The following is a 24,007-nucleotide window of genomic DNA, read 5'->3' on the forward strand; positions in this document are numbered from 1 at the left end:
TCGCAATTAAATTCCCTTGCGACTATATAACTAATATTTAGAAGATTCGAATAAATGATGTTTTAGCATTTGTATGAGTGGGAATAGAAATTTATGAGGAGAAAATCGTGTAGGCCATTAGAACGTTAAATTCGAGGCCAATAGTCAATTTACACAAGTTAGCATAAAGAGGAAAGAGAGGCTTTAGACCTAAAAAATACTCCCGCTTAGTAAGCGAGAGCATTTTATTGGTTATTCTGCTTCGATCCATTGATCAGCCCACGATTGGATTTGATTAAGCGCAGGCTTAAGAGAATGGCCTTTATCCGTTAAGGAATATTCGATCCGCACTGGCGTTTCGTCGTGAACAGTGCGCTTCACCATTCCTTCTTTCTCTAAATCTTTAAGGCGTTCTGATAAAACGCGTCCACTGACGCCAATGGCGGATTCTATTTCACAAAAACGCTGAGAACCTTCTAATAGTTGAAAAATAATTAATGATGTCCAGCGTTTGTTCATAATGGATAAAGCTTTCTCGAATTTCGGGCAAATCGTTTGGTCCATATGCGATCACCTCTTGATTACATTATAACCAATTTGGTGTTGATTGAAAATCATTTTACTTACTTGACTTTATTAAATTATTTATGTATAGTTAGTTACATAAAGTAAGTAACATAATTTAAGGAGGCTATTTTTATGGCACAAGTATCATTAGACAAAGTACACAGTTCGATTGATTTCCAAGTGAAACACATGATGGTATCTAAAGCAAAAGGTGAATTCCAAAACTTTGATGTTGAAGTAAGTGGTAATCCTAAAGATTTAAACACTGTTAATGCGAAAGCAACTGTTTATGTTGATTCAATTGAAACAAATCAAGAAGATCGTAACGGTCACTTGAAATCAGAGGATTTTTTCGATGTAGAAAATTATCCGACGATCACAGTTCAGTCTAAATCATTTAATAAAGTAGCTGATTCAGAATATGAAATGGTTGCAGATGTTACGATTAAAGGTGTAACGAACGAAGAAACGTTTAAAGTTGAAGCAAACGGTGTTGCAAAAGACCCTATGAGTGGTAACATGGTTGCTGGTTTTGATGTTTCAGGAAAAATCAACCGCGAAGATTATGGTCTAACATGGAATGCTCCACTTGAAACAGGTGGCGTATTAATTGGTAAAGAAGTCAGCATTCAAGCAGCATTTGAATTTGTCGTTGAAGAATAAAGTTACTTAAAGAGAGGCCTCGGCCTCTCTTTTTTTGGGTCAAATTTTTGAGTATTTAGTTTAAAAAAGCTGTATTACCAATATTATTCCTAGTAATGAAAAAAATAGCGGAGGAAGTATTTATTTTTTAATGATTCAGTCATGCACAATCATACCTTTTATTTTATAATGGAATGAAGAATTAGTTTAAGGAGGGGCAGTTATGCAGAAGCAAGTTATTCAGTTTTTGAAAGATAATCGTGAACGTCATCTAGAGGAACTTCAAGATTTTTTGAAAATCCCAAGTATTAGTTCTCTATCTGAACACAAGGAAGATACATTGCGCGGTGCACAGTGGGTTGAACAAGAACTTCATAATATCGGTTTCCAAGAGGCTAAGATTATGGAAACAGACGGCCATCCAGTTGTTTATGGTGAGTACATAGCAGATGGTAACGCACCTACCGTTTTAGTTTACGGTCATTATGACGTACAACCCGTTGACCCTGTTCATTTATGGGATTCAGAGCCGTTTGAACCAACAATCCGTGATGAGAAGATCTATGCGCGAGGCGCGACTGATGATAAAGGACAAGTCTTCATGCATTTGAAAGTTATGGAGGCCGTGATCAATCAAGATGATACGCCACCTGTAAACTTCAAGGTATTAATTGAAGGTGAAGAGGAGATAGGTAGTCCGAATTTACCGAAGTTTGCGGATGAGCATGCTAATCAACTTAATGCTGATCTCGTGATTGTGTCCGATTCGGCCTTAGTTGAAAAAGGAAAACCGACGATCACGTACGGATTGCGCGGACTAGCAGGAATTCAAATCGATGTTGAGGGTGCAAATAGTGATCTTCATTCAGGCGAATATGGTGGGGGCGTTGTGAATCCAATTCATGCGCTTGTTAAAATCGTGGATTCGTTCCGTGATGATAATAATTTCATTCAAGTAGAAGATTTCTATCGTGATATTCCTGAATTATCACAAGATGAGCGTGATGCGTTAGCTCGTGTATCCGTTAATGAGGATCAGTTAAAAGATGATCTTGGTGTTCCAGCTTTAGACGGTGAAGCAGGTTATTCTTATGTTGAGCGCACATCTGTCCGTCCAACTTTAGAAGTTAATGGTATTTATGGTGGTTTCCAGGGTGAAGGCATTAAGACGGTATTACCAAATCAAGCAACGGCTAAAATTACTTGTCGTTTGGTCCCTGACCAAGATCCAGAACACATTGTCCAACAACTGACGAAACATGTTCATTCTAAGGCTCCAGTTGGCGTGAATGTTAGTGTGACTCCATTTGATAAAGGCAAGCCATATGTGACGCCATTTGATCACCCTGTTATTCAAAAAGCGGCTCAAGCCTATGAAACGGTTTATCAAAATGACACGGCTTATGTTCGTGGAGGGGGGTCGATTCCGATTGTAGCTGAATTGGATCGTATCTTAAATGTTCCAGTGGTGTTAATGGGCTTTGGTTTACCAGATGAGAATCTACACGCACCGAATGAACATTTCCACTTAGAAAACTTCGACCAAGGTATGGAAACACTTGTCCATTACATGTATCTGTTAGGCGAACAATAAAATGAAATCTCGGCCAGAATCCTGGCCGAGATTTTTTTAGTAAAGGGAGAGAATAATTTGTCTACTTCACAACTTTCATAATTAAACTTAATATCGCAACAAAGATAAGTGCGCCAACAATAGCAGGGAATATAGCAATTCCCATTATTTCGGGTCCAATTGATCCAAAAAGATTGTGACCAATCCAAGCACCGACTAAGCCACTAACGATATTTCCGATTATTCCACCAGGTGTGCCTCCAATCAGCATACCGCCAATCCAACCGATTATGCCACCGACAATAATAAATAATATGAGTTCTAACATGTGAATAGCACTCCTTTCATCTTTTGTTCAAACATTACCCTTTTTTAATGTTCTATTAAACATTAAGGAGTTAAATGCCAAGATTACTTAAATTTTATGACGTTAAAGCGTTTATCTTTTTATGAGTGTGCTTGTTAGTTTTTCAACCTCTTTATATACTGAAAATTAAGAAAATATTAAAAGGGGTGTTTGAATGCGACGCACAGCTGAACCGTATAAAATAAAAGCGGTTGAACCACTGACGATGCTTAACCGTGGAGAACGAGAGGAAGCATTGAAACGAGCAGGTTACAATACATTTTTACTTGATAGTGAAGATGTCTATATTGACTTGCTAACGGATAGCGGGACAAATGCGATGAGTGACAAACAATGGGGTGCCTTGATGATGGGTGATGAAGCGTACGCCGGAAGTAAAAGTTGGTACAAGCTCGAACGGGCGGTGCAAGACTTATTTGGTTATGATTATGTGATCCCAACCCATCAAGGTCGTGGAGCCGAAAATTTATTATCACAGATGAAGATTCAGCCTGGTGATTACATTCCTGGCAATATGTACTTTACAACAACTCGTGCTCACCAAGAAATGAATGGTGGTACATTTGTAGATGTCATTATTGATGAAGCTCATGATCCTTCAGCTGAGCTTGATTTTAAAGGCAATGTGGACCTTGTGAAATTAGAAGAATTAATTGATGAGGTCGGGGCTGATAAAATTCCATATGTCTGTGTTGCTGTGACGGTTAATATGGCAGGCGGCCAACCAGTTAGTTTAGCGAATTTGAAAGAGACTTATACCTTGTGCCAAGAGCATGGAATAGACGTGATGTTCGATGCGACTCGTTGCGTGGAAAATGCTTATTTTATCCAAGAACGAGAAGAGGGCCAGCAAAATCGGCCGATTAAAGATATTGTCCGTGATATGTTCAAATTCTCTGATGGCTGTACCATGAGCGGAAAGAAGGATCCTTTAGTCAATATTGGTGGTTTCCTAGCCATGAATGATTTTGAATTATATACACGAGCCCGTGAGTTAGTCGTCGTATATGAAGGAATGCCGTCTTATGGTGGAATGGCTGGCCGTGATATGGAAGCGATGGCTCAGGGGATGTACGAATCGATAGATGATGCTTATATTGAGCATCGTATTAAGCAAGTACGTTATTTAGGCGAACAATTGATGGAAGCAGGGGTTCCTGTTGTCCGACCAATAGGTGGTCATGCTGTTTATTTAGATGCTAAAGCATTTTTAAGTCATTTAGACCGTGAAATGTTCCCATCACAATCACTAGCAGCAGCACTTTATCTTGATTCAGGCGTTCGTTCGATGGAACGGGGCATTGTTTCGGCCGGTCGTAATAAAGAAACCTGCGAACATAATGTACCGAAATTAGAAATGGTAAGACTGACAATCCCTAGACGTGTTTATACCAATAGTCACATGGATGTTGTCGCTGATTCAGTGATTAATCTATATAATAAAAGAGAGCAAATTAAAGGGTTATCAATGGATTATGAACCGCCAACGTTACGTTTCTTTAATGCCCGTTTTTCGCCTTTAAAAAGCACATTAATCGCAAATGAAGCATAATGAATTATTTTTTCTGTAAACGTTGAATTCGAATATGACTTATTAAAAGTGTCGGTTTACTTAAGCCGACACTTTTTTATTAAATATCGCAATATTCTGAATTGACGGTTTTCACTAAATCCATCTATAATAAAAGAACAGATAGGAGAGAAGGTGAGAACATGGGCGTGTCAATGCGTGATGTGCTTAATCTTGATATTATGAGTGAAGCCGTCGTTCATACTGGTGAAACAGGGCTTGATCAGCGTGACATTGAATGGATATCAGTCATTGAAATTCCGGTTGAAAATTTTGTTCGTAAGCATGAATTTGTTCTGTCGACAGGGATTGGTTGTGAGGATCATCCCGCAATATTTCGTTCCTTTGTTCAAGATATTATTGATTCAGGAGCAACAGCCTTAATGATTGCGACGGGCCGCTATGTATCTGCTATACCTCAAGAAGTACTAAAACTTGCTGAAGAGCATGATTTTACCTTGATTGAAGTCTCATGGCAAACACGCTTTTCTGATATTATTCATCGTGTGATTCAACTAATCAATGAAGAAAATGAGTCCAATCGTAATCGAGTTGAAGCATTGCGCCAAGCGCTAGTGACGAGTGTATTGAATGGCTGTACTTTAGAGGAGTTAATGAATCAATTATATTATGCCATTCAAATTCCCGTTGCAATCAGTGATGATGAGAAGAATATTCGAGCCAATTGTGATTTTGATGCTGATATCATTGCTGCCTTAAATGGCGAACGTGATATAGCTGTTGAGCAACTTGTCCGCCCTGATCTACCTCTAACGGAACATCCACTATATCACCATTTAAATCAATACTTAGTCGGTGAGAAAACATGTTATGAGTTAACGATTTTCTCGAATAATAAGAAGCAAGGTTATTTACTAGTGATGCCGAAATCGGCTGAAGAGTTAAATTGGTTCACGATGCATGCCTTAGAACACGGTTTAACAGCATGTGCACTATATTTTTTAACGGAGAACGCAGTGGAAAAAACAGAGATTCGTTTAAAAGATAACTTTGTCTTGCAGTTAGCAAAAGATGATACACCACTTGATGCTAAAATGCTGTCTAAAGGAGAGTTATTAGGGTATGATTTGACCCTACCTTATGCATGTATTGTTGGAGATTTTCAATTAAAAGAAGTTGAAACGGATTGGGATGACTATTACGATCAGCCCGGGCAATCATCGTTACATAGTCTGAACTATTATGTGCAAAAAGAGATAACACATGCTAGTCAGCAACTAGAACGCAAAACAATGTCCTCATTTGATGAAGGAGAGGTCATCATTTTTTTAGAAATAGACCATACAGGGTATCAAGAGACGGTTAATCATTTTTTAGATATGGTCGAGCGAAGGCTGCATGATCAGTTAGCTCATGTTTATTTTGCTTGGGGCATTGGCTTACATGCTAATGGGATGCGAGCATTTCATGAAAGTTATCAAGAAGCACGAACGGCCCTGGATATTCATACGGATGAGGCTGGTTTTGGAGATCGAACGTTTTTTGAAGAGACAAAAGTTAATCGCTTGTTAATGAATATCGCTGATAACCAGGCACTCATTGATATGGTAAGGGAAACAGTGAATCCTTTAATTGAGTATGACCGTAAACGACAAACGGACTTAATTCATACCTTTATGACCTATCAAAAGTTTAAAGGAAATGTCAGCCAAACATCACGAGCACTTAATTTACATCGACAATCGTTATTGTATCGTTTGCGAAATATTGAACAATTAACAGGTCTGACCCTGGTGGATGCAGATGATTCATTTATGCTCGAATTAAGCGTCAGGCTGTGGTTGTTAAAGCAATTCAAATAAGAGTGGTGATAAAAACTTGGCGCATGCCAAGTTTTTTTATGTTCTATGAAGTTTTGAAATAAATTTAAATCGTTATTTCAAAACTCGAGCCATTAATTTCAAAAATTAAAGGAGTTATCTAATAAATGATAGTCCTTTCAAAAGTGTATAAAAACTCTCTTGAAAACTTCATACACTTTGCACATTATCAAACCAGCTCTAACGGGAATACAATAAACATAACAAAAGATTTAAAAAATTCAGTCAATTAGGGAAGGGAGGCGTTAATTATGTTGACGTTTGATATTTTAGAATATCAAGAACGACTTAAGAAAACCAAAGCTCGAATGGCAAAACAAGGAGTAGAGGTATTGCTGATAACGGACCCAGCTAATATGAATTATCTATCAGGATATGATGCGTGGTCGTTTTATGTACATCAAATGTTGATTGTCATGATTGATGAACCGCAACCTATATGGATCGGACGTTTAATGGATGAAAACGGAGCTAAGGCAACAACATGGATGTATGATGAAAATATCATGTCTTATCCTGATTTCTATGTCAATTCAGAAGAGTATCATCCTATGCAATTCATAGCTGAAATTTTAACTGAAATAGGCCATGGTAATCGCAGAATTGGCGTTGAGATGGATCAATACTATTTCTCTGCTAAAGCTTACATGACATTACTTCAAAAATTACCGAATGCGAGCTTTATTGATGCGACTTCACTCGTCAATTGGGTTCGAATTGTCAAATCAGATCAAGAACTAGAATACATGCGACGTGCAGGACAAATTTCAGAGAGAGCGATGCAAGCGGGAATCCAAGCGATTCATACAGGAGCAAGAGAAAACGATGCCGCTGCTGCGATTTATTATGAATTGATTAAAGGAACTGAAGAATTTGGAGGCGATTATCCATCGATTGTGCCGATGATCCCGACAGGTGAAAATACTTCTTCACCCCATTTAACGTGGTCTGATCGTTATTTTGAGGAAGGCAATGCCGTTATTATAGAATTATCTGGTTGTTATGAGCGTTATCATGCTCCATTAGCACGGACGATTTCAGTTGGTCATGCGTCCGATCGTTTAGAACGGTTAAATCAAATTGTTCAAGAAGGAATTGAAAATGTGCTCGAACGAGCGAAACCAGGTGTATACCTAGAAGAATTGGAAGAAGCTTGGCGAGAATCAACACGTCGCTATGGCATTGAAAAAGAATCGCGTCTTGGTTATGCAGTTGGCTTAAACTATCCACCAGATTGGGGTGAGCACACAGCAAGTATTCGTAAAGGTGATAGGACGGTGCTTGAGCCGAACATGGCCTTTCATTTTATTCCAGGGTTATGGTTTGAATCAGACGGAATCGAAATGAGCGAATCCTTTGTTGTGACCAATCAAGGCGCAGAATTGCTAACAAATTATTCGCGCGAGTTAATCGTAACTAGCCCATATCACTTTCCGACTAATAGCCAAGGTATTATAAGTTAAACTTAATCGATGGCGATCAAGCGGGTGGTGGCTTTGACACAATGTGAAGTCGCCATTTTATGAATAAATGGAGGAGGGGTTATCATGACAGAATTTAAACCAGCTACAAAAGCTCTTTGGTCAGGTGAGAAAGAACAATTGTCATACGGCGCAACGCAAGTACCCGTAGTACACAGTGTTTCATTTGGATATGATGATATGGACGAATGGAATGCGATTGCAACTGGAAAACAAGATGGCCATGTGTATGGCCGTAATACTAATCCGACGACGCAAGCTTTTGAAGATAAAGTGAAAGACTTGGAAGGAGCAGAAGCAGCGACAGCTTTTGCCACAGGTATGGCAGCCATATCTGGTACACTTAACGCATTTTTACGTCCTGGTGATCGCGTCGTCACGATCAAAGATACTTACGGTGGCACTAATAAAATTTTTACCGAATTCTTACCTAATACTGGTGTTGAGGTTGTCTTTTGCGAAACTGGTGATCATGAAGAGATGGAACGAGAAATTGCAAAGGGCTGTCAACTTGTTTATTTAGAATCACCGACAAATCCAACGTTAAAACTGATTGATATTGAACGAATGGCAAAAGCAGGTCATGATGTAGGGGCTCTTGTTGTTATTGATGGTACTTTTGCTTCACCAGTGAATCAAAATCCGCTCGATTTTGGTGTGGATATTGTCTTGCACAGTGCGACGAAATATCTTGGTGGTCACTCAGATGCATTGGGCGGCATAGTCTGCGGGCCACAGCATTTGATCGACCAAGTGTATCATTATCGTGAAATCAACGGTGCTACATTAAATCCGCAAGCAGCGTACTTTTTGTTACGGGGAATGAAAACACTCCATTTACGATTAGAAAGACAGAATCAGAATGCTATGCAAGTAGCTAGATATTTGCAGACAGTTGAATGGGTGGAAGATGTTTTTTATCCTGGTTTAGAGAGCCACACAGGCCATGATATTGCCAAAAAACAAATGAAAGGTTTCGGTGGTATGCTTAGCTTTTCCGTTATAGGTGGTTTAGATACAGTGTACCAACTGTTACCACATTTGAAATTAGCTAAGCGTGCTGCAAGCCTTGGTTGTGTTCAAACCATCGTCGGACCACCTGCTTTAACGAGTCATGTGGAATGTACACCAGAAGAACGTGCTGCGATGGGCATTCCTGAAGGTTTAATTAGGTACAGTGCAGGCATCGAAGATATTGATGATTTAATTGAAGATTTAAAGCAAGCCTTTGCAAAATTACCTATCGAGGCTTTAACTAAATAATTTTTAAAAGGATAATTCTTACACAATCAAAATTTCGCAATGATTAAGTCCGTTATTAACCGGACGGCCTAATGTCGACGTTGGACACAAAAGCTGATTTCATAAGCTTCTTTGCCTAATTCTGCGCCGAGTACTCGCAGGCGCAGGACGTACTTCGACATGATGTCGTGACTTCCACTTTGCAAACAGGACGTTTACGTTCTTTGTGGAAGTTCCACAATGCTTCGACCAGGAGTCGCCACCTTCGCTACTTACAATTTAACAACTCAGTGCTAAATTAGTTGAAAACAAGAACCAATCTTTAACAAATCCAAAATCTGAAGTACTTTTTAGATGAGAAGGACATTTAATAACAATGCCTTCTCATTTTTTAATGGTTTAATGAACGAACATGCTTCTTTTTCCAAAATCCACCCAGTATCATCTCCTGACAAGCGCACAAGCTATGAATGCAACAGAGAGGAAAGGAGGTATGGTAATCATGCGAGTAACGAAGTGGTTGATCGGTGTAATGGCAATTATGCTTTTATTAACAGCTTGCCAAGAAGAGTCTGAACCGAATGATAACGTCAATGATGGTACAAATATGACCGACATTGGATTCACAGGTGATGGGAACGGTAATAATCAGGCAAATCGCGACACATCAGACAATCGTAATGACGGGAATCGTTTTCAATATGAAAATAATCAAGATCGGAATGAACGTGGTGACGATAATCGTTTCGTCCCATTTAATTTCTTTGATCGTGAAGGTAATCCTGATCCTGGTCAAACTGAAGAAGGTGACCGTGGACAAGATAACACCAATCGTCAACAGGAAGGTCAAGGACAAGGTGAAACCGATCGCGGCCAACAAGGTCAACAAAACGGCCAAGGTCAGGGACAAAATGAAGCTCGAGATAATGAGACAAATAATGGCCAAGAATCAGGCGATGTAACGACAAATCAATCAATGGTTGATGAAGTGATTCAATTGACGAATGAAAAACGAGAAGAGAATGGTTTGAGTCCACTTGAACATGATTCAGAAGTTACGGATGTAGCTCAACGTAAATCGGTTGATATGGCTGATCAGAACTATTTCAGTCACCAATCACCGACATACGGGTCACCATTCGATATGCTTGACCAATTTAATGTGTCTTATACCGCTGCAGGAGAGAATATTGCAGCTGGACAACCATCGGCTGAACAAGTCGTCGATAGTTGGATGAATAGTCAAGGTCACCGTGAAAATATTTTAAATGATGCCTTTACTCATATTGGTATTGGCTATGAAGAAAGTGGTCGTATGAGTCCGTATTGGACACAAATGTTTATCGCTAAATAAAGTAAGCACGTGTTTCCAAATAGTTGAGGAAACACGTGCTTATTTAACGTCTAAAAATTTTCGCTTTAAGTCTGGTGTCGGCATCATACATGATTCACGCTCACCAAAAATCCGTTTTCGATTATTGGCAATGAAGTCATAGCCAACATCAAGAACCTGTTTTGGAAGCCATTTGAGTAAGCTTAACCTCTGATAAGGTCGGTCTAACTCTTCAGCAATGATTAAAACAGCATCAGACTTTACATAGCGTTGTTTATCTCGAATAACAATTATACTGTCTAAATCGGGTGTGCCAGTATCATCTAAAACACGCTGACCTAAATCACTTTGAAGCGGAGCAAAGCGAAGAGAATCATGATGATCACGCTCAATTAACCATTGAACAATGCCATTACATAAATTACAAACGCCATCAAAGAAAATGACAGTTTTCATTTGGGTAATCCTCCATCACCATAAGGGTTCTTCTTCATCTGATAATTCATATATAAAAGGAGTCAGTAATAATAATGCACTTACCAAAACGAATGCTACTAAAAACACATAGGGTAGTGGCAGATTAATGGTGTTCGAAAATATAATGATGATCATGCCGGCTAGTGTGAAATACATGGATTTTTTACGACTTGCTGCAGAATAATACTGTCTGTTCCCGCACTTTGGGCAATCACGGCCAACACGAGCATTCCAACTAAACGGTAAAGCTTCTTTATATTTGAACTTATAGCCACAACTTGCACACGAGAACATCGAAATCACCTCAATTTTCTGTATTGCTTTTCCCTTTATGATATCATAGACCTTAGAAAATGTCGTAACAGAAGGTGATGAGATGACGCATATCTTAGTTGTTGAAGACGAAGCTAAAATCGCACGTGTTTTACAGTTAGAATTAGAATTTGAAGGGTATGGGATTACGACCGTATCCGCTGGTTATGATGCCCTTGAAATCATGCGTGACGAAACATTCGACCTCATTTTACTTGATATTATGCTACCTGAGATGAGTGGATTAGATATTTTAAAACGTTATCGAAAGCATAACCAAACGACACCTGTTATTATGCTAACGGCTAAAGACACGGTTGAAGATAAAGTGACGGGGCTGGATAGTGGGGCGCAGGATTACGTTACCAAACCTTTTCAAATCGAAGAGTTACTCGCAAGAATTAGGGCACATTTACGTTCTACTGAGGTAAAAGATGATGGTGATTGGTTGAACTTTCCGCCCCTTCATTTGAACGTGTCCACACGCGATGTCATTCGTGCCAATCGAACGATTGAATTAACACCTAAGGAATTTGATTTGCTTGTTCTATTTCTTCGTCATCCGAGACAAGTGTTGTCGCGAGAACAAATATTAAACGCCGTTTGGGGCTATGATTTCGTTGGTGATACGAATGTTGTTGATGTTTATGTCCGCTATTTACGAAAAAAAGTTGACCATGAAGATGAGTCACCACTTATTCATACAGTCAGAGGTGTTGGCTACGTGCTAAAGGATCCGTATGAAACTACGTAATAAAATTTTTGTCGCGACAACCGGGTTGTTTATTGTATTGCTCATTGCTTTCTCTGTTGCTATTTATGTATTGTTTGCTGAGGAAGCCTATGACCGCGAGTTAAATCGTTTAGATCAAGAAGCACAAGCGATGACTTCGAACGTTCATGATCTTAGTTCTTCTGTACAAACAGAAGATCTATTGCGTGCTTATGTCCCATCAAATGGGGCGATTCGTGTCGTTGATCAATCATTTGATATGATGACGTCGGTTACAGCGAATAGACAAGTTGGCTTATATCGAGCCGAACTTCCAGAAAAGGAAGGACGTGTTGTTACTCGTTTAGACGATGTTGATGGGTCAACTGTATCATTTGTGCAACAGCCGATCATTTGGAATGAAGGTGATGTTGTTTATGTCCAAATGGTTGAACGATTAGATGCGTTAGATGAAACATTGGCAAATCTACAATTAGTGATTTTACTCGTTGCTTTAATTGCGATTGTGCCAGTTGTCATCTCTGGTAAACTGGTTGCTGATTTAGTTTTAGAACCGATACAGTCTCTTATTCAGACGATGAATCGAATTAAAGAGAATGAAACATTTCAAGAAATTTCTCTTCCTAAACGTTCTAAAGACGAACTGTTTACTATGAGCCAAACATTTAATGACATGATTCGCTTACTGCAAGCTAATTTTGAGAAGCAAGAACAGTTTGTCTCGAATGCGTCTCATGAATTAAGGACACCGATTACGGTGATCGAATCTTATGCCAATTTAGTGAAAAGGCGAGGGTACGAAAGGACTGAAGTGGTAGAAGAAGCAATTGAAGCGATTCATAGCGAAGCAAAGCGAATGCGCGATTTGACAGAACAATTATTGCTTTTAGCAAAACGTGATCAAGATTGGCAGCTAAACATGTCTAAAGTACACCTCGACGCCATAGTACAAGATGTGGCTAATCACATGCATCAGGCTTATGAGCGTACTGTTTTTGTTGATGCCAAACCTACTACTTACTATACGGATGAAGGGAAACTTAAGCAATTACTGTATATTTTATTAGATAATGCACTTAAGTATAGTGATACATCAGTGGAACTCGCACTAGATTCTGTTGATGACAATCCAGTCATGACAATTCGCGATTATGGTGTAGGAATCCCAAATGTTCAACAAGAGCAAATTTTTGAACGTTTTTACCGCGTCGATGAATCAAGGCAACGAGCTACTGGTGGCAGTGGTTTAGGTTTAGCTTTAGCTAAAGAACTGGCTGACGTTTTAGATGCATCACTTGATCTATCAAGCACACCTGGTGAAGGAACCACCGTCAAAGTGATCCTCTAACCATTTAATAAATTAGAGGATTTATCTAATAAATAGAGGAACTAATTAAATAAATGAGAAAAAGAGAGCTAAAAATGTTGTCTTTTAATCTTATTTTAATCTCTATTCGTTATCATAAGATTTAGCAAAAACGTTAGTTTAGGGTGAAAAAAATGAGACGTCGTAGTGGAATTTGGATCATAGTCGGTGTGATGATAACTGGGTTGTTATTCATGTTAGCTCAATCAGTCATATTTTCAGACGAAACGGAATTATTGTCTAAGATAGAAGCCGAGGGCCGTTTAGCAGAACAAGTCGATGGTGATCTTGTTTTTAGGTCCGAGTCAGTGAATGATTTCACATTTGAAATAACGAGGGACCAAGGTGTCTACCATGCCACAGTAAGTCGAGAAGATGGATCGATCGTTGATTTAACACGTGAAGCAACGATTGAAAATGATGAAGAGACCACCAACAATTCTGATCAAGAAAATCAATCAAACCAAGGATCTAATCAGACCGAACAAAATGACCCTGAGAATAACTCTGAGTCAACCAATGACCAAGAATCTTCCCAGAATGATGACGAAAATAATCCTGATCATGATAATGAAAACGAAAGTGACACCGACAATGAACCGACACGTCTAAGCACAGATGAAGTGACTAACCAAATCAAACAAGAATTTGAGGGAGAAATTACTTCGATAGAATTTGATGATGAATCTGATCTTTATACGTTAGTAATCGAACATGAATTGACACGAACTAAACTTGAAGTGGAAGCATTGACAGGCGAGATTATCGCTCGTGAAACAGAAGATACTACACCAGAACTTGCCGTAAAAGAAGAAGAGGCAACCACCATTGCATTAGAACAAGTGCAAGATGATGGAGAAGTTGCCAATGTTCAAATACAAGAAATTGATGGAATCATTTATTATATCGTGACAATCAATGCCACAGAAGAAGAACAGGCTATTGTTGAGATTAATGGATTTTCCGGCAATGTAGAAACTGTGACATGGGTAGAACGGGATGATACGTCCTCAAGTGAAGAAGAAAATGAAAATAGTCAGAATGAAGAAGGGGAATCGGGTTAATCCGATTCCTCTTCGTTTTCACTACTGCTATTATCTTGGCTTTGCACCGTTTCAAACTCTAAATCATTTTCGATTGTATTTAAATGTTCTCCTTGCTCAAGAATCTCGTACGTTTTGACACCATCTTGTCCAAAGATCATAACATAATTCTCTGAGAATTCGACGACTCGCTGGTCAAAGCTGACGATGTAGTCTGGTTCAATGGTTTGATTTTCAACTTCCTGCACTTCCATCGAGCCTAAATCATCTAATAAAGCTTGTATTGTCGCATTTTCAGAAGTTACTGCTTGGTCCGTTTCACCATCAGAGCGACGTAAGACACTGGCTTCGTCTACGTTTTCAATGTCATTGGTGAATACTTCAGTAAAAGTTTGTGGTTCTGGTGCAGGTTCACGGTAAATCCAAATGAATATTAGAATAACTGCAATACCTGTTGCGATGGACCAAATCAATGTTTTATTCATAGATTAGTCTCCTTCCTTAACTCCAATTTCTAGTTGGACTATTAATATTTTACCAATATTTTAATCAAATTTTAATCTTCTTTTTCTTATTTTCTCATATCTTATGAGTAAACTTGTAAGTGTCATGAATTGGAGGGAGATCAATGCGTAAGACGATCCTATATAGTACATTTGCTGGAACATTCATGTTTGGCACGATTTTCGGAATAACGAATGAAACACAACAATCTGAAGCAGACGTTGCTAAAGCGGAGGATGATCAAATGAATCCAGCATTACTAAGTCAATCTGAACTACAAGCTATTATTAATCAATATATGCAAGGTACAATCGAAGAGGTTACTCTAAATGAGCATAATGAGTTTGAAGTAACTGTTAATCAAGATGATGAAACATTTGATGTGCTAATTGACGGTCGAAGTGGCCATGTTAAAAATTTATATCGTCGAGAAGAACAACCGTTTCATAGCTTAACCGCAACAGGATCAGCAATTGAACAATTAGATGCGATTGAATTAGCATTGGAAACAGTGAACGGGGAACCGAAGCGTGTTGATTTAACTAAAGATCATGGTACCTGGGTTTATCAAGTATTAGTCCGTTATGATGAAAAAGATTTCCATGTAATCGTTGATGCTTATACAGGGGTCGTTTTAGACGTCAATTCATAATGGTCTAACAATTAATCTGCAAACACTAAATATAGATAAAATATAATAGGAATATGGAAAATTCCCATGCAATTAAGTCAGATGAGCCATTAGTCATCTGACTTTTTATTTAGATAGTTTGTTTAAAAATTTACCTGTAGCTCGTCCTGAAGCGCGCCTCCCAACTCTTTTTCCGATCTTCCCTTTTCGAACAGCATCTACATCATTCCAAATTCTTAGCAATTTATAAATCCGTGACTTTAAACCCATACTTTCACCATCCTTAATTTTCTGTTAAATTTATTATAAACAAACAAATCAATCTATACCAACAAAATTATTTTATAGGTGGTGTTTGATGATTGAATTTGTTGGGTATTGTATAAGATGTGAAAGAGTAGTTTACTGTGAAAATGGTTTTTTAAACGGTGTTTATCAAGACGGCAATCTATTTTGTCAGCACTGTGTAGATCATCAGTATTAATATTGGGGGAAAGTAGATGTCAACGATTTACGAGTTTGAAGTCACCAAAGGAAATGGCGAAATTCAAGCATTGTCTGACTTTAAAGGAGATGTCTTGTTAATCGTTAATACAGCAAGCAAATGTGGTTTTACGCCACAGTTTGAGGGGTTGCAGAAACTGTATGACGATTATCATACTAAAGGTTTTCACATATTAGGATTCCCTTGTGATCAGTTTATGAATCAAGAATTTGATGATCAAAGTGATATTGAAAGTTTTTGTAAACTGAACTATGGCGTTAGTTTTCCGATATATCAGAAGGTAGATGTGAAAGGCGAGCTACAAGATCCTCTGTTTTCCTATTTGACAGAGGAGAAAAAAGGGTTTCTTGGTGGAGAGATTAAATGGAACTTCACTAAGTTTTTAGTTGATCGTGAAGGTAAAGTTATTCGTCGTTATCCTCCACAGGCAAGACCTGAGAAAATCGAAAAAGATTTAGTCGTATTAATATAGATTTTTGCTGAGTTTACAAATGATTGTAAGCTCAGCTTTTTTATAAAAAACACCGGTGAATGCGATCATTCATCGGTGTTTCATCATTAAAAATTCTCGCTCTTATTACTGTCCTTAAATAAAAATGCTTGGTCATTATAACTAAGGGTTATTCGCCCGCCTGGCACTTCTAACTCAGATTGAATTAAGTCGATTAAAGCTTGTAAATCTTCTTCATCACTTTCTTCCTCACCGCGGTTAATCGTTAAGCGAATATGTGGGTTCACATCTTGTCCAGCAACAGATGGCACATTATTCGGTTCAATCTCTTTCTTTTGTCCAATATTTTTTGGGTACGCAATCCATAGTTCCTTTATCATATCACTACTACCGAACCTTGATTCGATTTCAGGAACTAAAACGTTTTCCAACTCATCTTCCCAAACTTCAGCTACGTAACTGTCTACAAGTTGACCTTGCTCATTTTTAAATACAAGCATGTTAAAATCCTTTTGATCTAAATCAACGATCGCAGCGTGTTGAAAAGCCTCATAAACACCAGTGGAATCATTAATGACCTCTGTTACATCTCCCTCGTAAGGAAAAGATTCGTTTATATAAGTTGTGGCCTCATTTTTTAGAGAAGAAGCTGTATCATCATCTGTTGTAAAACCAAGATACATCAAATAAACGACACCCATTGCTAGAGCCACAATGAAAATTATAACGACGAGTAATGCTTTTGTTTTGGTGGGCACCTCTGTCACCTCATTTCGTATATCCTTATACATTATAAGCGTAATGAAAGGAATTCGTAAATTAAAACTATGAATCGACACAAAAGTGTTAAATTTTTTGAATATTTGTATTATGATTAAAGGATAAAGGGGGAGATTAGTATGGCTGAAGTGAAGCAGAAGAAACCAATGCATAAAGGTTTGAAATGGAGTCTAATAGTGGTTGGAATTTTAGTTGTCGTTATGATTATCGCACTATTAGTTGTAAACGCTTACATAAATCGTTCGCTACCGAAAACAGAAGGAGAAGTAGAGGTTAGTCAATTTGTTGAAGAGAGTGAAAGGTTCTCAGGTTTAACAGAGGATGTTGATGTCACTCGTGATGATGACGGTGTTCCGCATATTAGTGCTGAAAATGATGAGGATTTATTTTTTGCACAAGGTTATGTCACTGCACAGGATCGATTATTTCAAATGGAAATGTCACGCCGACAAGCTTCAGGTGAGCTGAGTGAAGTCGTTGGCGATATGGCACTGAATCAAGATAAATACTTTCGTACATTAGGGTTAAGACGTGCTGCAGAGAAATCAATTTCAGAATACGATGATGAAACAATGCAAGCTTTAGAGGCTTATGCTGCTGGAGTGAATGCTTATATTGATCAGGCAGATGAAGAAAACAGGATGCCGATTGAGTTTACATTAATGGGCTTGGATGAAGTAAGTGATTGGACACCGCTTGATTCGCTAACCATAGGTAAATTTATGGCATACGATCTAGGTGGTCATTGGGAACGTCAGGCTTTTAACTATCATTTAATTAATAATTTCCCAGAAGATGAGGCATATGAATTATTCCCTTCTTATCCTGAGGAAGCTTTAACAAATATTTCAGATGAAGAATACGTTGATGTCACTGCAAGCCTGTCGAAAGCACCAACGCCTCCCGAATTTAACGGCAGCAACAATTGGGCTGTATCTGGCGATAAAACAGAGTCAGGAGAGCCTTTATTAGCAGATGACCCGCACCTAGGTTTAGCTACACCATCTATTTGGTACCAAGTTCAATTAGATTCACCGAATTATCAAACATCTGGCGTTATTTTCGCTGGTGTTCCTGGCATTATTTTAGGTCAAAATAAAGACATTGCCTGGGGCGTGACCAATGTAGGCCCGGATGTCCAGCAACTTTATTTAGAAAAAAGACATGAAGAAAACCCTCATCAATTTCTGTATGATGATGAATGGTATGAAGCAGATGTAATTAATGAAACGATTGAAGTAGATGGTGAGGAATCCATAGATTATGAAGTGGTTGAAACGAAACATGGTCCAGTTATTTCAGAGTTTACGAATCCAGTTGAAGCTGAAGAAAATCAAACTGTGATGTCGATTGACTGGACGGCATTAGAGGCAACAAAGGAGTTGTCAGCTGTTCTACAAATGAACAGGGCTTCAAATTGGGATGAATTTGAAACGGCTTTAGAAGATTTCCATGCACCTGCCCAAAACTTTGTTTTTGCAAGTACGGACGGTACTATCGCTTATAAAGCAAATGGTCGTATTCCTATATATGATCATCCAGATCAAGCCTTATTACCAATGGAAGGTTGGAATCCAGATCATGATCTAACAGAAACTATTCCTTTTGATGAATTACCGACACTAGTTAATCCCGAAAAAGGATTTGTTGGAACAGCTAACAATAAGATTATTTCAGATGAATACCCTTATCATATCAGTCATGTTTGGGCGCAGCCTTATCGTTACACCAGGATCCATGAATTTCTAGATGAGCGGGATCAGCTTACAAAAGAAGATATGAAAACATTACAAATGGATACGATGAATTTACGGGCTCGTGAGTTTGTTCCGATGTTCACTGAATTATTATCTGATGGTGATTGGTCGGAAACGGAATCTGATGCTTTAGATACGTTAGCTGATTGGAATTTTCAAGATAACCGAGAGTTAGCTGGGCCACTAATTTTTGATCGATTGTTCGCTAATATAGAAGCGGTTTTATTTGAAGAGGCTTTTTCTGAAGACTTAATGAGCATGTTCAAAGGGAGCGGTCAAACCATTGATGAGCTAATTCGTCATAGTTACGAAGGCGAATCAGTGAATTGGATAGAAAAGAAAGGAGGATTACAGACTGTTGTTCGTGAGGCATTCGAGCAAGCAATGGAAAACATCGAATCAGATTATGGGTCAGATGTAAGTGATTGGCAGTGGGGTAATTACCATCAAGTTTATTTCGAGCATCCGTTATCAGGCACAGCATTCTTAGACGTCTTCTTTAATGAACAAGAACCTAAACCTGTTGATGGCAGTCCAGTTACGGTAATGGCCGCTTCTCATAATGAAAATGGTATTGTCGATCATGGAGCAAGCTGGCGATTTGTGACGGATATGGCAGAACCACTTCAAGGTGATCATATTGTTGGACCAGGTCAAGCTGGCCATTATCGTAGCGAATGGTATGATAATCAAATTTATGATTGGGTAGAAGGTCAATATCATACCACAAATATGGAAGGTTTCGCAGGTGAGACTTTCCAATTGTTAGCTGAATAGAAGAATCGTTCATAATGTTCCCCGACTGGTTCATACTAAAACCATTACATCAAAAGGGGTAGTATACATGAGAACAAGATTAATTGATTGGCCAACATTTATTATCTCATTTATTGTTATATTAGCAGTTGTAATTCCGTTAATTATCTATCCAGAAGCAGGCAGTGCTTTTGTTGCGCAGTTAAATAATGTGATGTCTGACAGATTTGGTTTTTTGTATTTAACGATGGGGTTAGCGATTTTCTTCTTTCTTATTTTTGTTGCGTTTAGCCAAAACGGACAAGTGAAGTTAGGTGAAGAAGAAGAACCGCCTGAGTTTAGTACACCTGCATGGGCTGGAATGTTATTTTCTGCAGGAATCGGATCGAGTATTTTATATTGGGGTACGATTGAGTGGGCCTTTTATTACCAAGGTCCACCTTTTGGATTGAGTCCAACTTCCGATCAACTTGAAACTATTCAGTGGGCTTCTACGTACGGTATTTTTCATTGGGGACCGATTGCTTGGGCCATTTATGCTCTTCCGGCTGTTCCGATGTCGTATTTCTTCTACGTACGGGAGAAGCCAATTATTAAAATTAGTGAAACGTTACGCCCATTATTAAAAGGGTACTCAGATACAATGGTCGGTAAACTAATTGATGTTTTGTTCATTTTTGGTTTGTTAGGTGGGGCAGGGACAACGTTAGCCCTTGGTACACCACTGATTTCTCGAGGTGTTGCTGATTTAACTGGATTTGAAGATAACATGTTACTACGCACGATTGTATTATTAGTAGTAACCGTGATATTTGCGATTAGTGCTTATGTCGGTTTAAAGGAAGGAATCAAACGTTTAAGTAATCTAAATTTAGGATTATCGATTTTCTTGTTATTATTTGTATTAATTACTGGACCTACGCTGTTTATATTAGAAACGACGACGAATAGTGTAGGCTTAATATTAGATAATTTCTTTCGTATGAGTACTTGGACAGAACCATTTGCAGTAATGGAAGGCGTTGAAGAAACAGGGTTCCCAGAGTCATGGACGGTATTCTATTGGGCATGGTGGCTTGTCTACGCGCCATTTGTCGGATTGTTCATTGCACGAATTTCAAGAGGTCGGACAATTCGCCAAGTGATTATTGGATCTATGGTGTACGGTTCTATTGGCTGTTTACTATTTTTCGGCATTATGGGTAACTTCGGCTTATTTTTACAGATTACGGGAGAATTTGATGTCGTACAAGTATTAAATGATCAAGGTGCACCGGCAGCGATTATATCAATCATTAACCAATTACCGTTTTCGAATATCATGGTAGCCATTTTCGTCTTCCTATCTGTTGTGTTTTTAGCTACAACATTCGATTCAAGTTCATATATTTTAGCTTCAGTTACACAAAAACTATTAGAAGATGAGGAGCCACTGCGTTGGAACAGGATGTTTTGGGCGTTTACGATCTGTTTATTACCACTCACACTCATGTATTTAGGCGGATTAGAAACATTACAAACGGCGAGTATTGTGGGTGGATTCCCGCTCATTTTCATTATGTTTTTAATTGCTTGGTCATTTATGAAGACTTCAACTCGTGACTTAAAAATCGATGAGCAGTATGAACCGAAAACCATTATACTTGATATGAAAAATATCAGACAGAAGTTGAAAAGGCGACGTAAGAAAAAACAATCAAATGATAAGGATTAAAAAAAGAGGGACGGAAACTTTATTCCGCCCCTCTTTTTGGGTTTAATGGCGATTTAGAGATTTATCTTGGATAAACGGTCCGACATCTTGACGCATCGGATTGGTTAACTTACGTTTGATTTGTTCACTCCATTGATCATCGCGACCGTTAGTTGCTCGGTGTGTGTAATAATCAGTTACTGTCTTGTCAAAGGCATGAAATTCAGCTGCTGTGGTAATGTCATATTGGTTTTCATGATAAACGGTTGTCCAGTCAAAACGCGGCTTACGCTCTGGCTTTTCTTCAGGGACACCAACAGCCATTCCAAATAGTGGTACGACATATTCTGGTAAATTTAGAATGTCATTCACACGATTAACGTCGTTACGTAAACTGCCAAGATAACACATACCCAGGCCAAGTGATTCTGTCGCTACAGCACAATTTTGAGCAGCAAGTGTTGCATCAATTGTTGCCATCATAAAGAATTCTGTACTTTCTAGGTTAGTTTTCATTTGTTCACGTGTCGTTTCGTCTTGTGATTGCGCCAATCGATTGAGATCTGCACAAAATACAAATAAATGACCGTTTTCTTCTACGTAAGGTTGACCACTTACCTCACGTAATTGTTGTTTGATGTTTAGATCTGTAACTCCAATTATAGAATAGGCCTGATAGTAACTTGAGGTTGAAGCAGCTTGACCAGCTTCAACAATTGTTTTGATCTGTGATTCTGTTAATTTTTCATCTTTAAATTTTCGAATTGAGCGATGATTCATAAGTAAATTAATTGTTTCGTTCATCTTGATGACTCCTTTGAAAGTTGTTGTAATGCTTCGGTAGTTTTTTCGATCTCTTCATGGAGCTGTGAATTCTGATTGGTTTGTTCTTGAACGGTTGCGGTTATTTCTTCAACAGAAGCCGTTGTATGTTGTACTTTAGAAGAGATTTGTTCCATTGTATCATTAATATGTCTTGTACTTTCATTGACTTGCTCAGCTATTTGACTAAATTGGTTTAACATTTGTTGAAGGTCTTTCGTATCATCTTCAAATTGATTAAAACGTTCGCTACTCTGATTGATTATTGCAATATTATCTTGTAATACATCTAGTAGGTTTTTCATTTGTCCATCCGTTTGTTCGTTTGTCTGTTTCATGGCATTAAGATTATCGGAAATATTAGATGCCGTTTTATCAGTATTGTCAGCTAATTTACGAATTTCATCAGCGACAACAGCAAAACCCTTACCATGTTCACCCGCACGTGCTGCTTCTATTGAGGCATTGAGCGCTAGTAGTCCAGTCTGTTCGTTGATTTCTTTAATTGATTGAATAAACGTAGCTGATGACTCGACTTTTTCCGTTAAATCCTTAAATGTCGTACGCATTTGATTCATGCTCGTTTCAAACGTTTTAATTTGTTCAATCATTTGGTCTGATTCCACTTTACCTGCTTGAGCTTGTTCGGAGGTTTCATTCGTATTTTTTTGAATATCGTTTAAGTGATGCATCATCTGATCAATATTAGTGGCTGTATCATTAATAGAATTATTAATTGTTGTTAAATCATAAGCTTGCGTTTCAGTGCTAGAAGCAATTTCCTGGATGGCACGATGCATTTCGGAAAACGCTTGAATATTGACATTCGATTGAGATTTAATTTCTTCCATACTATTTTTAATGATTGCTGTTTGCTTTTCGATATGTTTTTTTTGCTTAATTTCATTTTGAAATCTTAAATCATTCTCTTGTCGTAACTGTTCTAATTCGTGATCGGTTTGTTTAGTAATTTTATGAAGTCCAAATAAAATGATAGCGGTGAACAAGATAAATGACAAAGTTGTTTCATATCGCAAGTCTAATTGGTCGCCGTGCATAAAAACGAGAGTATGAAAAATGATCATACTTGATGTAAAACCTAAAATTAATAAAGGGAGCGACATGTAGATTGCTGACGTGATGAGTAGGAAGAAAATTAAACCAATATTATGGGTTGCCACACTTGCTATTAAAACGATATAAGCAAGCATCAGCGATAACCCCAAGATAAATATGTATGGAACAATGGTCATTGCCTTTTTCGTCCTAATCAAATATCCTGTAACTATTAAGATCGCAATTAAAGCAAGTAGAACAAAGATAATTAATTGCATAGACAATCCTGCTGATATGTTTACAAATGTGCTTATAATCGTAATGATCGTGATCATCGTGAATAATAGTTTGTTTTTCCGATGCAAAGAAAGTTGTTCAATGGACAATGTGTCTTGATTAGACATAAGATCCCCCTCAATCTTCTGTAAATTATTAATATTTAAAATTATATTAACATAATCAGAAAATATTAGGTAGAGTCGGAAAATATAAAATAATTGCATGTATGACGTCGAATCATTATGAT

General features: G+C 38.2%; 22 protein-coding genes. 14 read left to right on the forward strand and 8 right to left on the reverse strand.

Annotated features, from left to right (window positions below; translation table 11 throughout):
* Positions 1–231: 231 nt before the first annotated feature.
* Positions 232–543 carry a winged helix-turn-helix transcriptional regulator gene (locus tag J2S77_RS10020; RefSeq protein ID WP_306976957.1) on the reverse strand — a complete coding sequence of 104 codons (312 nt, stop codon included), beginning with the start codon at positions 541–543 and terminating at the stop codon, positions 232–234.
* Between the two features lie 135 nt (positions 544–678).
* Between J2S77_RS10020 and J2S77_RS10025 the strand changes: the two genes are divergently transcribed.
* Both J2S77_RS10025 and J2S77_RS10030 read left to right on the forward strand, forming a co-directional pair.
* Positions 679–1,209, forward strand: coding sequence for a YceI family protein (locus J2S77_RS10025; RefSeq protein ID WP_306976958.1), 531 nt, complete (start codon positions 679–681; stop codon positions 1,207–1,209).
* Between the two features lie 202 nt (positions 1,210–1,411).
* Positions 1,412–2,782: a dipeptidase gene (locus tag J2S77_RS10030; protein ID WP_306976959.1), complete on the forward strand. Its 1,371-nt coding sequence runs from the start codon at positions 1,412–1,414 to the stop codon at positions 2,780–2,782.
* Between the two features lie 61 nt (positions 2,783–2,843).
* On the opposite strand, the gene J2S77_RS10035 is transcribed toward J2S77_RS10030, so the two are convergent.
* Positions 2,844–3,089: a GlsB/YeaQ/YmgE family stress response membrane protein gene (locus tag J2S77_RS10035; RefSeq protein WP_306976961.1), complete on the reverse strand. Its 246-nt coding sequence runs from the start codon at positions 3,087–3,089 to the stop codon at positions 2,844–2,846.
* Between the two features lie 193 nt (positions 3,090–3,282).
* On the opposite strand from J2S77_RS10035, the gene J2S77_RS10040 reads away from it, so the two are divergent.
* The 5 genes from J2S77_RS10040 to J2S77_RS10060 all read left to right on the forward strand — a co-directional run bounded on the left by J2S77_RS10040 (position 3,283) and on the right by J2S77_RS10060 (position 10,616).
* Positions 3,283–4,680 (forward strand): tyrosine phenol-lyase, encoded by a 1,398-nt coding sequence (locus J2S77_RS10040; protein ID WP_306976963.1) that lies wholly within the window; start codon positions 3,283–3,285, stop codon positions 4,678–4,680.
* Positions 4,681–4,841: 161 nt separating this feature from the next.
* Positions 4,842–6,521, forward strand: coding sequence for a PucR family transcriptional regulator (locus J2S77_RS10045; protein ID WP_306976965.1), 1,680 nt, complete (start codon positions 4,842–4,844; stop codon positions 6,519–6,521).
* A 269-nt stretch (positions 6,522–6,790) separates the two neighbouring features.
* A complete protein-coding gene (locus tag J2S77_RS10050) occupies positions 6,791–8,002 on the forward strand; it encodes a M24 family metallopeptidase (protein WP_306976967.1) in 1,212 nt (403 codons plus the stop codon).
* Positions 8,003–8,086: 84 nt separating this feature from the next.
* Entirely contained in the window at positions 8,087–9,283 is a 1,197-nt protein-coding gene (locus J2S77_RS10055) for a cystathionine gamma-synthase family protein (protein WP_306976969.1), read from the forward strand.
* Positions 9,284–9,764: 481 nt separating this feature from the next.
* The gene (locus J2S77_RS10060; RefSeq protein WP_306976971.1) at positions 9,765–10,616 is read left to right on the forward strand and encodes a CAP domain-containing protein; all 852 of its coding nucleotides are present in this window, start codon (positions 9,765–9,767) and stop codon (positions 10,614–10,616) included.
* 39 nt (positions 10,617–10,655) lie between these two features.
* Here J2S77_RS10060 and J2S77_RS10065 read toward each other — a convergent pair whose 3' ends face one another.
* On the reverse strand, positions 10,656–11,051 hold the full coding sequence (locus J2S77_RS10065; RefSeq protein WP_306976973.1) for a thiol-disulfide oxidoreductase DCC family protein: 396 nt from the start codon (positions 11,049–11,051) through the stop codon (positions 10,656–10,658).
* A gap of 15 nt (positions 11,052–11,066) precedes the next feature.
* A complete protein-coding gene (locus J2S77_RS10070) occupies positions 11,067–11,366 on the reverse strand; it encodes a TIGR04104 family putative zinc finger protein (RefSeq protein ID WP_306976974.1) in 300 nt (99 codons plus the stop codon).
* An 82-nt stretch (positions 11,367–11,448) separates the two neighbouring features.
* Between J2S77_RS10070 and J2S77_RS10075 the strand changes: the two genes are divergently transcribed.
* The 3 genes from J2S77_RS10075 to J2S77_RS10085 all read left to right on the forward strand — a co-directional run bounded on the left by J2S77_RS10075 (position 11,449) and on the right by J2S77_RS10085 (position 14,547).
* Positions 11,449–12,138, forward strand: a complete 690-nt coding sequence (locus tag J2S77_RS10075; protein ID WP_306976976.1) for a response regulator transcription factor — start codon at positions 11,449–11,451, stop codon at positions 12,136–12,138.
* The gene (locus J2S77_RS10080) at positions 12,125–13,465 is read left to right on the forward strand and encodes a sensor histidine kinase (protein WP_306976978.1); all 1,341 of its coding nucleotides are present in this window, start codon (positions 12,125–12,127) and stop codon (positions 13,463–13,465) included. The genes J2S77_RS10075 and J2S77_RS10080 overlap by 14 nt, the downstream gene beginning before the upstream one ends.
* A 152-nt stretch (positions 13,466–13,617) precedes the next feature.
* A complete protein-coding gene (locus J2S77_RS10085; RefSeq protein WP_306976980.1) occupies positions 13,618–14,547 on the forward strand; it encodes a hypothetical protein in 930 nt (309 codons plus the stop codon).
* On the opposite strand, the gene J2S77_RS10090 is transcribed toward J2S77_RS10085, so the two are convergent.
* Complete coding sequence (locus tag J2S77_RS10090) at positions 14,544–15,011, reverse strand: hypothetical protein (protein ID WP_306976982.1); 468 nt, start codon at positions 15,009–15,011, stop codon at positions 14,544–14,546. The two genes, J2S77_RS10085 and J2S77_RS10090, sit on opposite strands and share 4 nt — an antisense overlap.
* A 143-nt stretch (positions 15,012–15,154) precedes the next feature.
* On the opposite strand from J2S77_RS10090, the gene J2S77_RS10095 reads away from it, so the two are divergent.
* Together J2S77_RS10095 and J2S77_RS10100 are read left to right on the forward strand one after the other, a co-directional pair.
* The gene (locus J2S77_RS10095; RefSeq protein ID WP_306976984.1) at positions 15,155–15,682 is read left to right on the forward strand and encodes a PepSY domain-containing protein; all 528 of its coding nucleotides are present in this window, start codon (positions 15,155–15,157) and stop codon (positions 15,680–15,682) included.
* Positions 15,683–16,161: 479 nt separating this feature from the next.
* Complete coding sequence (locus J2S77_RS10100) at positions 16,162–16,638, forward strand: glutathione peroxidase (RefSeq protein WP_306976986.1); 477 nt, start codon at positions 16,162–16,164, stop codon at positions 16,636–16,638.
* 86 nt (positions 16,639–16,724) lie between these two features.
* On the opposite strand, the gene J2S77_RS10105 is transcribed toward J2S77_RS10100, so the two are convergent.
* Positions 16,725–17,375 carry a hypothetical protein gene (locus tag J2S77_RS10105; protein WP_306976989.1) on the reverse strand — a complete coding sequence of 217 codons (651 nt, stop codon included), beginning with the start codon at positions 17,373–17,375 and terminating at the stop codon, positions 16,725–16,727.
* 141 nt (positions 17,376–17,516) lie between these two features.
* On the opposite strand from J2S77_RS10105, the gene J2S77_RS10110 reads away from it, so the two are divergent.
* Both J2S77_RS10110 and J2S77_RS10115 read left to right on the forward strand, forming a co-directional pair.
* Positions 17,517–19,931: a penicillin acylase family protein gene (locus J2S77_RS10110; protein WP_306976990.1), complete on the forward strand. Its 2,415-nt coding sequence runs from the start codon at positions 17,517–17,519 to the stop codon at positions 19,929–19,931.
* 67 nt (positions 19,932–19,998) lie between these two features.
* A complete protein-coding gene (locus J2S77_RS10115; protein ID WP_306976992.1) occupies positions 19,999–21,624 on the forward strand; it encodes a BCCT family transporter in 1,626 nt (541 codons plus the stop codon).
* A 42-nt stretch (positions 21,625–21,666) separates the two neighbouring features.
* Here J2S77_RS10115 and nfsA read toward each other — a convergent pair whose 3' ends face one another.
* Together nfsA and J2S77_RS10125 are read right to left on the reverse strand one after the other, a co-directional pair.
* Complete coding sequence (nfsA, locus tag J2S77_RS10120) at positions 21,667–22,407, reverse strand: oxygen-insensitive NADPH nitroreductase (RefSeq protein ID WP_306976994.1); 741 nt, start codon at positions 22,405–22,407, stop codon at positions 21,667–21,669.
* Positions 22,404–23,885 (reverse strand): methyl-accepting chemotaxis protein, encoded by a 1,482-nt coding sequence (locus J2S77_RS10125; RefSeq protein WP_306976997.1) that lies wholly within the window; start codon positions 23,883–23,885, stop codon positions 22,404–22,406. Before J2S77_RS10125 ends, nfsA begins: the two co-directional genes overlap by 4 nt.
* Between the last annotated feature and the right edge of the window lie 122 nt (positions 23,886–24,007).

It is taken from the genome of Alkalibacillus salilacus, assembly GCF_030812915.1.
GTDB classification, from domain to species: Bacteria; Bacillota; Bacilli; order Bacillales; family Alkalibacillaceae; genus Alkalibacillus; species Alkalibacillus salilacus.

Bases quoted from the DNA above. Each gene is read 5' to 3' on its own strand.
- J2S77_RS10020 (WP_306976957.1), bottom strand. From the start codon at position 543: ATGGACCAAACGATTTGCCCGAAATTCGAGAAAGCTTTATCCATTATG.
- J2S77_RS10025 (WP_306976958.1), top strand. From the start codon at position 679: ATGGCACAAGTATCATTAGACAAAGTACACAGTTCGATTGATTTCCAA.
- J2S77_RS10030 (WP_306976959.1), top strand. From the start codon at position 1,412: ATGCAGAAGCAAGTTATTCAGTTTTTGAAAGATAATCGTGAACGTCAT.
- J2S77_RS10035 (WP_306976961.1), bottom strand. From the start codon at position 3,089: ATGTTAGAACTCATATTATTTATTATTGTCGGTGGCATAATCGGTTGG.
- J2S77_RS10040 (WP_306976963.1), top strand. From the start codon at position 3,283: ATGCGACGCACAGCTGAACCGTATAAAATAAAAGCGGTTGAACCACTG.
- J2S77_RS10045 (WP_306976965.1), top strand. From the start codon at position 4,842: ATGGGCGTGTCAATGCGTGATGTGCTTAATCTTGATATTATGAGTGAA.
- J2S77_RS10050 (WP_306976967.1), top strand. From the start codon at position 6,791: ATGTTGACGTTTGATATTTTAGAATATCAAGAACGACTTAAGAAAACC.
- J2S77_RS10055 (WP_306976969.1), top strand. From the start codon at position 8,087: ATGACAGAATTTAAACCAGCTACAAAAGCTCTTTGGTCAGGTGAGAAA.
- J2S77_RS10060 (WP_306976971.1), top strand. From the start codon at position 9,765: ATGCGAGTAACGAAGTGGTTGATCGGTGTAATGGCAATTATGCTTTTA.
- J2S77_RS10065 (WP_306976973.1), bottom strand. From the start codon at position 11,051: ATGAAAACTGTCATTTTCTTTGATGGCGTTTGTAATTTATGTAATGGC.
- J2S77_RS10070 (WP_306976974.1), bottom strand. From the start codon at position 11,366: ATGTTCTCGTGTGCAAGTTGTGGCTATAAGTTCAAATATAAAGAAGCT.
- J2S77_RS10075 (WP_306976976.1), top strand. From the start codon at position 11,449: ATGACGCATATCTTAGTTGTTGAAGACGAAGCTAAAATCGCACGTGTT.
- J2S77_RS10080 (WP_306976978.1), top strand. From the start codon at position 12,125: ATGAAACTACGTAATAAAATTTTTGTCGCGACAACCGGGTTGTTTATT.
- J2S77_RS10085 (WP_306976980.1), top strand. From the start codon at position 13,618: ATGAGACGTCGTAGTGGAATTTGGATCATAGTCGGTGTGATGATAACT.
- J2S77_RS10090 (WP_306976982.1), bottom strand. From the start codon at position 15,011: ATGAATAAAACATTGATTTGGTCCATCGCAACAGGTATTGCAGTTATT.
- J2S77_RS10095 (WP_306976984.1), top strand. From the start codon at position 15,155: ATGCGTAAGACGATCCTATATAGTACATTTGCTGGAACATTCATGTTT.
- J2S77_RS10100 (WP_306976986.1), top strand. From the start codon at position 16,162: ATGTCAACGATTTACGAGTTTGAAGTCACCAAAGGAAATGGCGAAATT.
- J2S77_RS10110 (WP_306976990.1), top strand. From the start codon at position 17,517: ATGGCTGAAGTGAAGCAGAAGAAACCAATGCATAAAGGTTTGAAATGG.
- J2S77_RS10115 (WP_306976992.1), top strand. From the start codon at position 19,999: ATGAGAACAAGATTAATTGATTGGCCAACATTTATTATCTCATTTATT.
- nfsA (WP_306976994.1), bottom strand. From the start codon at position 22,407: ATGAACGAAACAATTAATTTACTTATGAATCATCGCTCAATTCGAAAA.
- J2S77_RS10125 (WP_306976997.1), bottom strand. From the start codon at position 23,885: ATGTCTAATCAAGACACATTGTCCATTGAACAACTTTCTTTGCATCGG.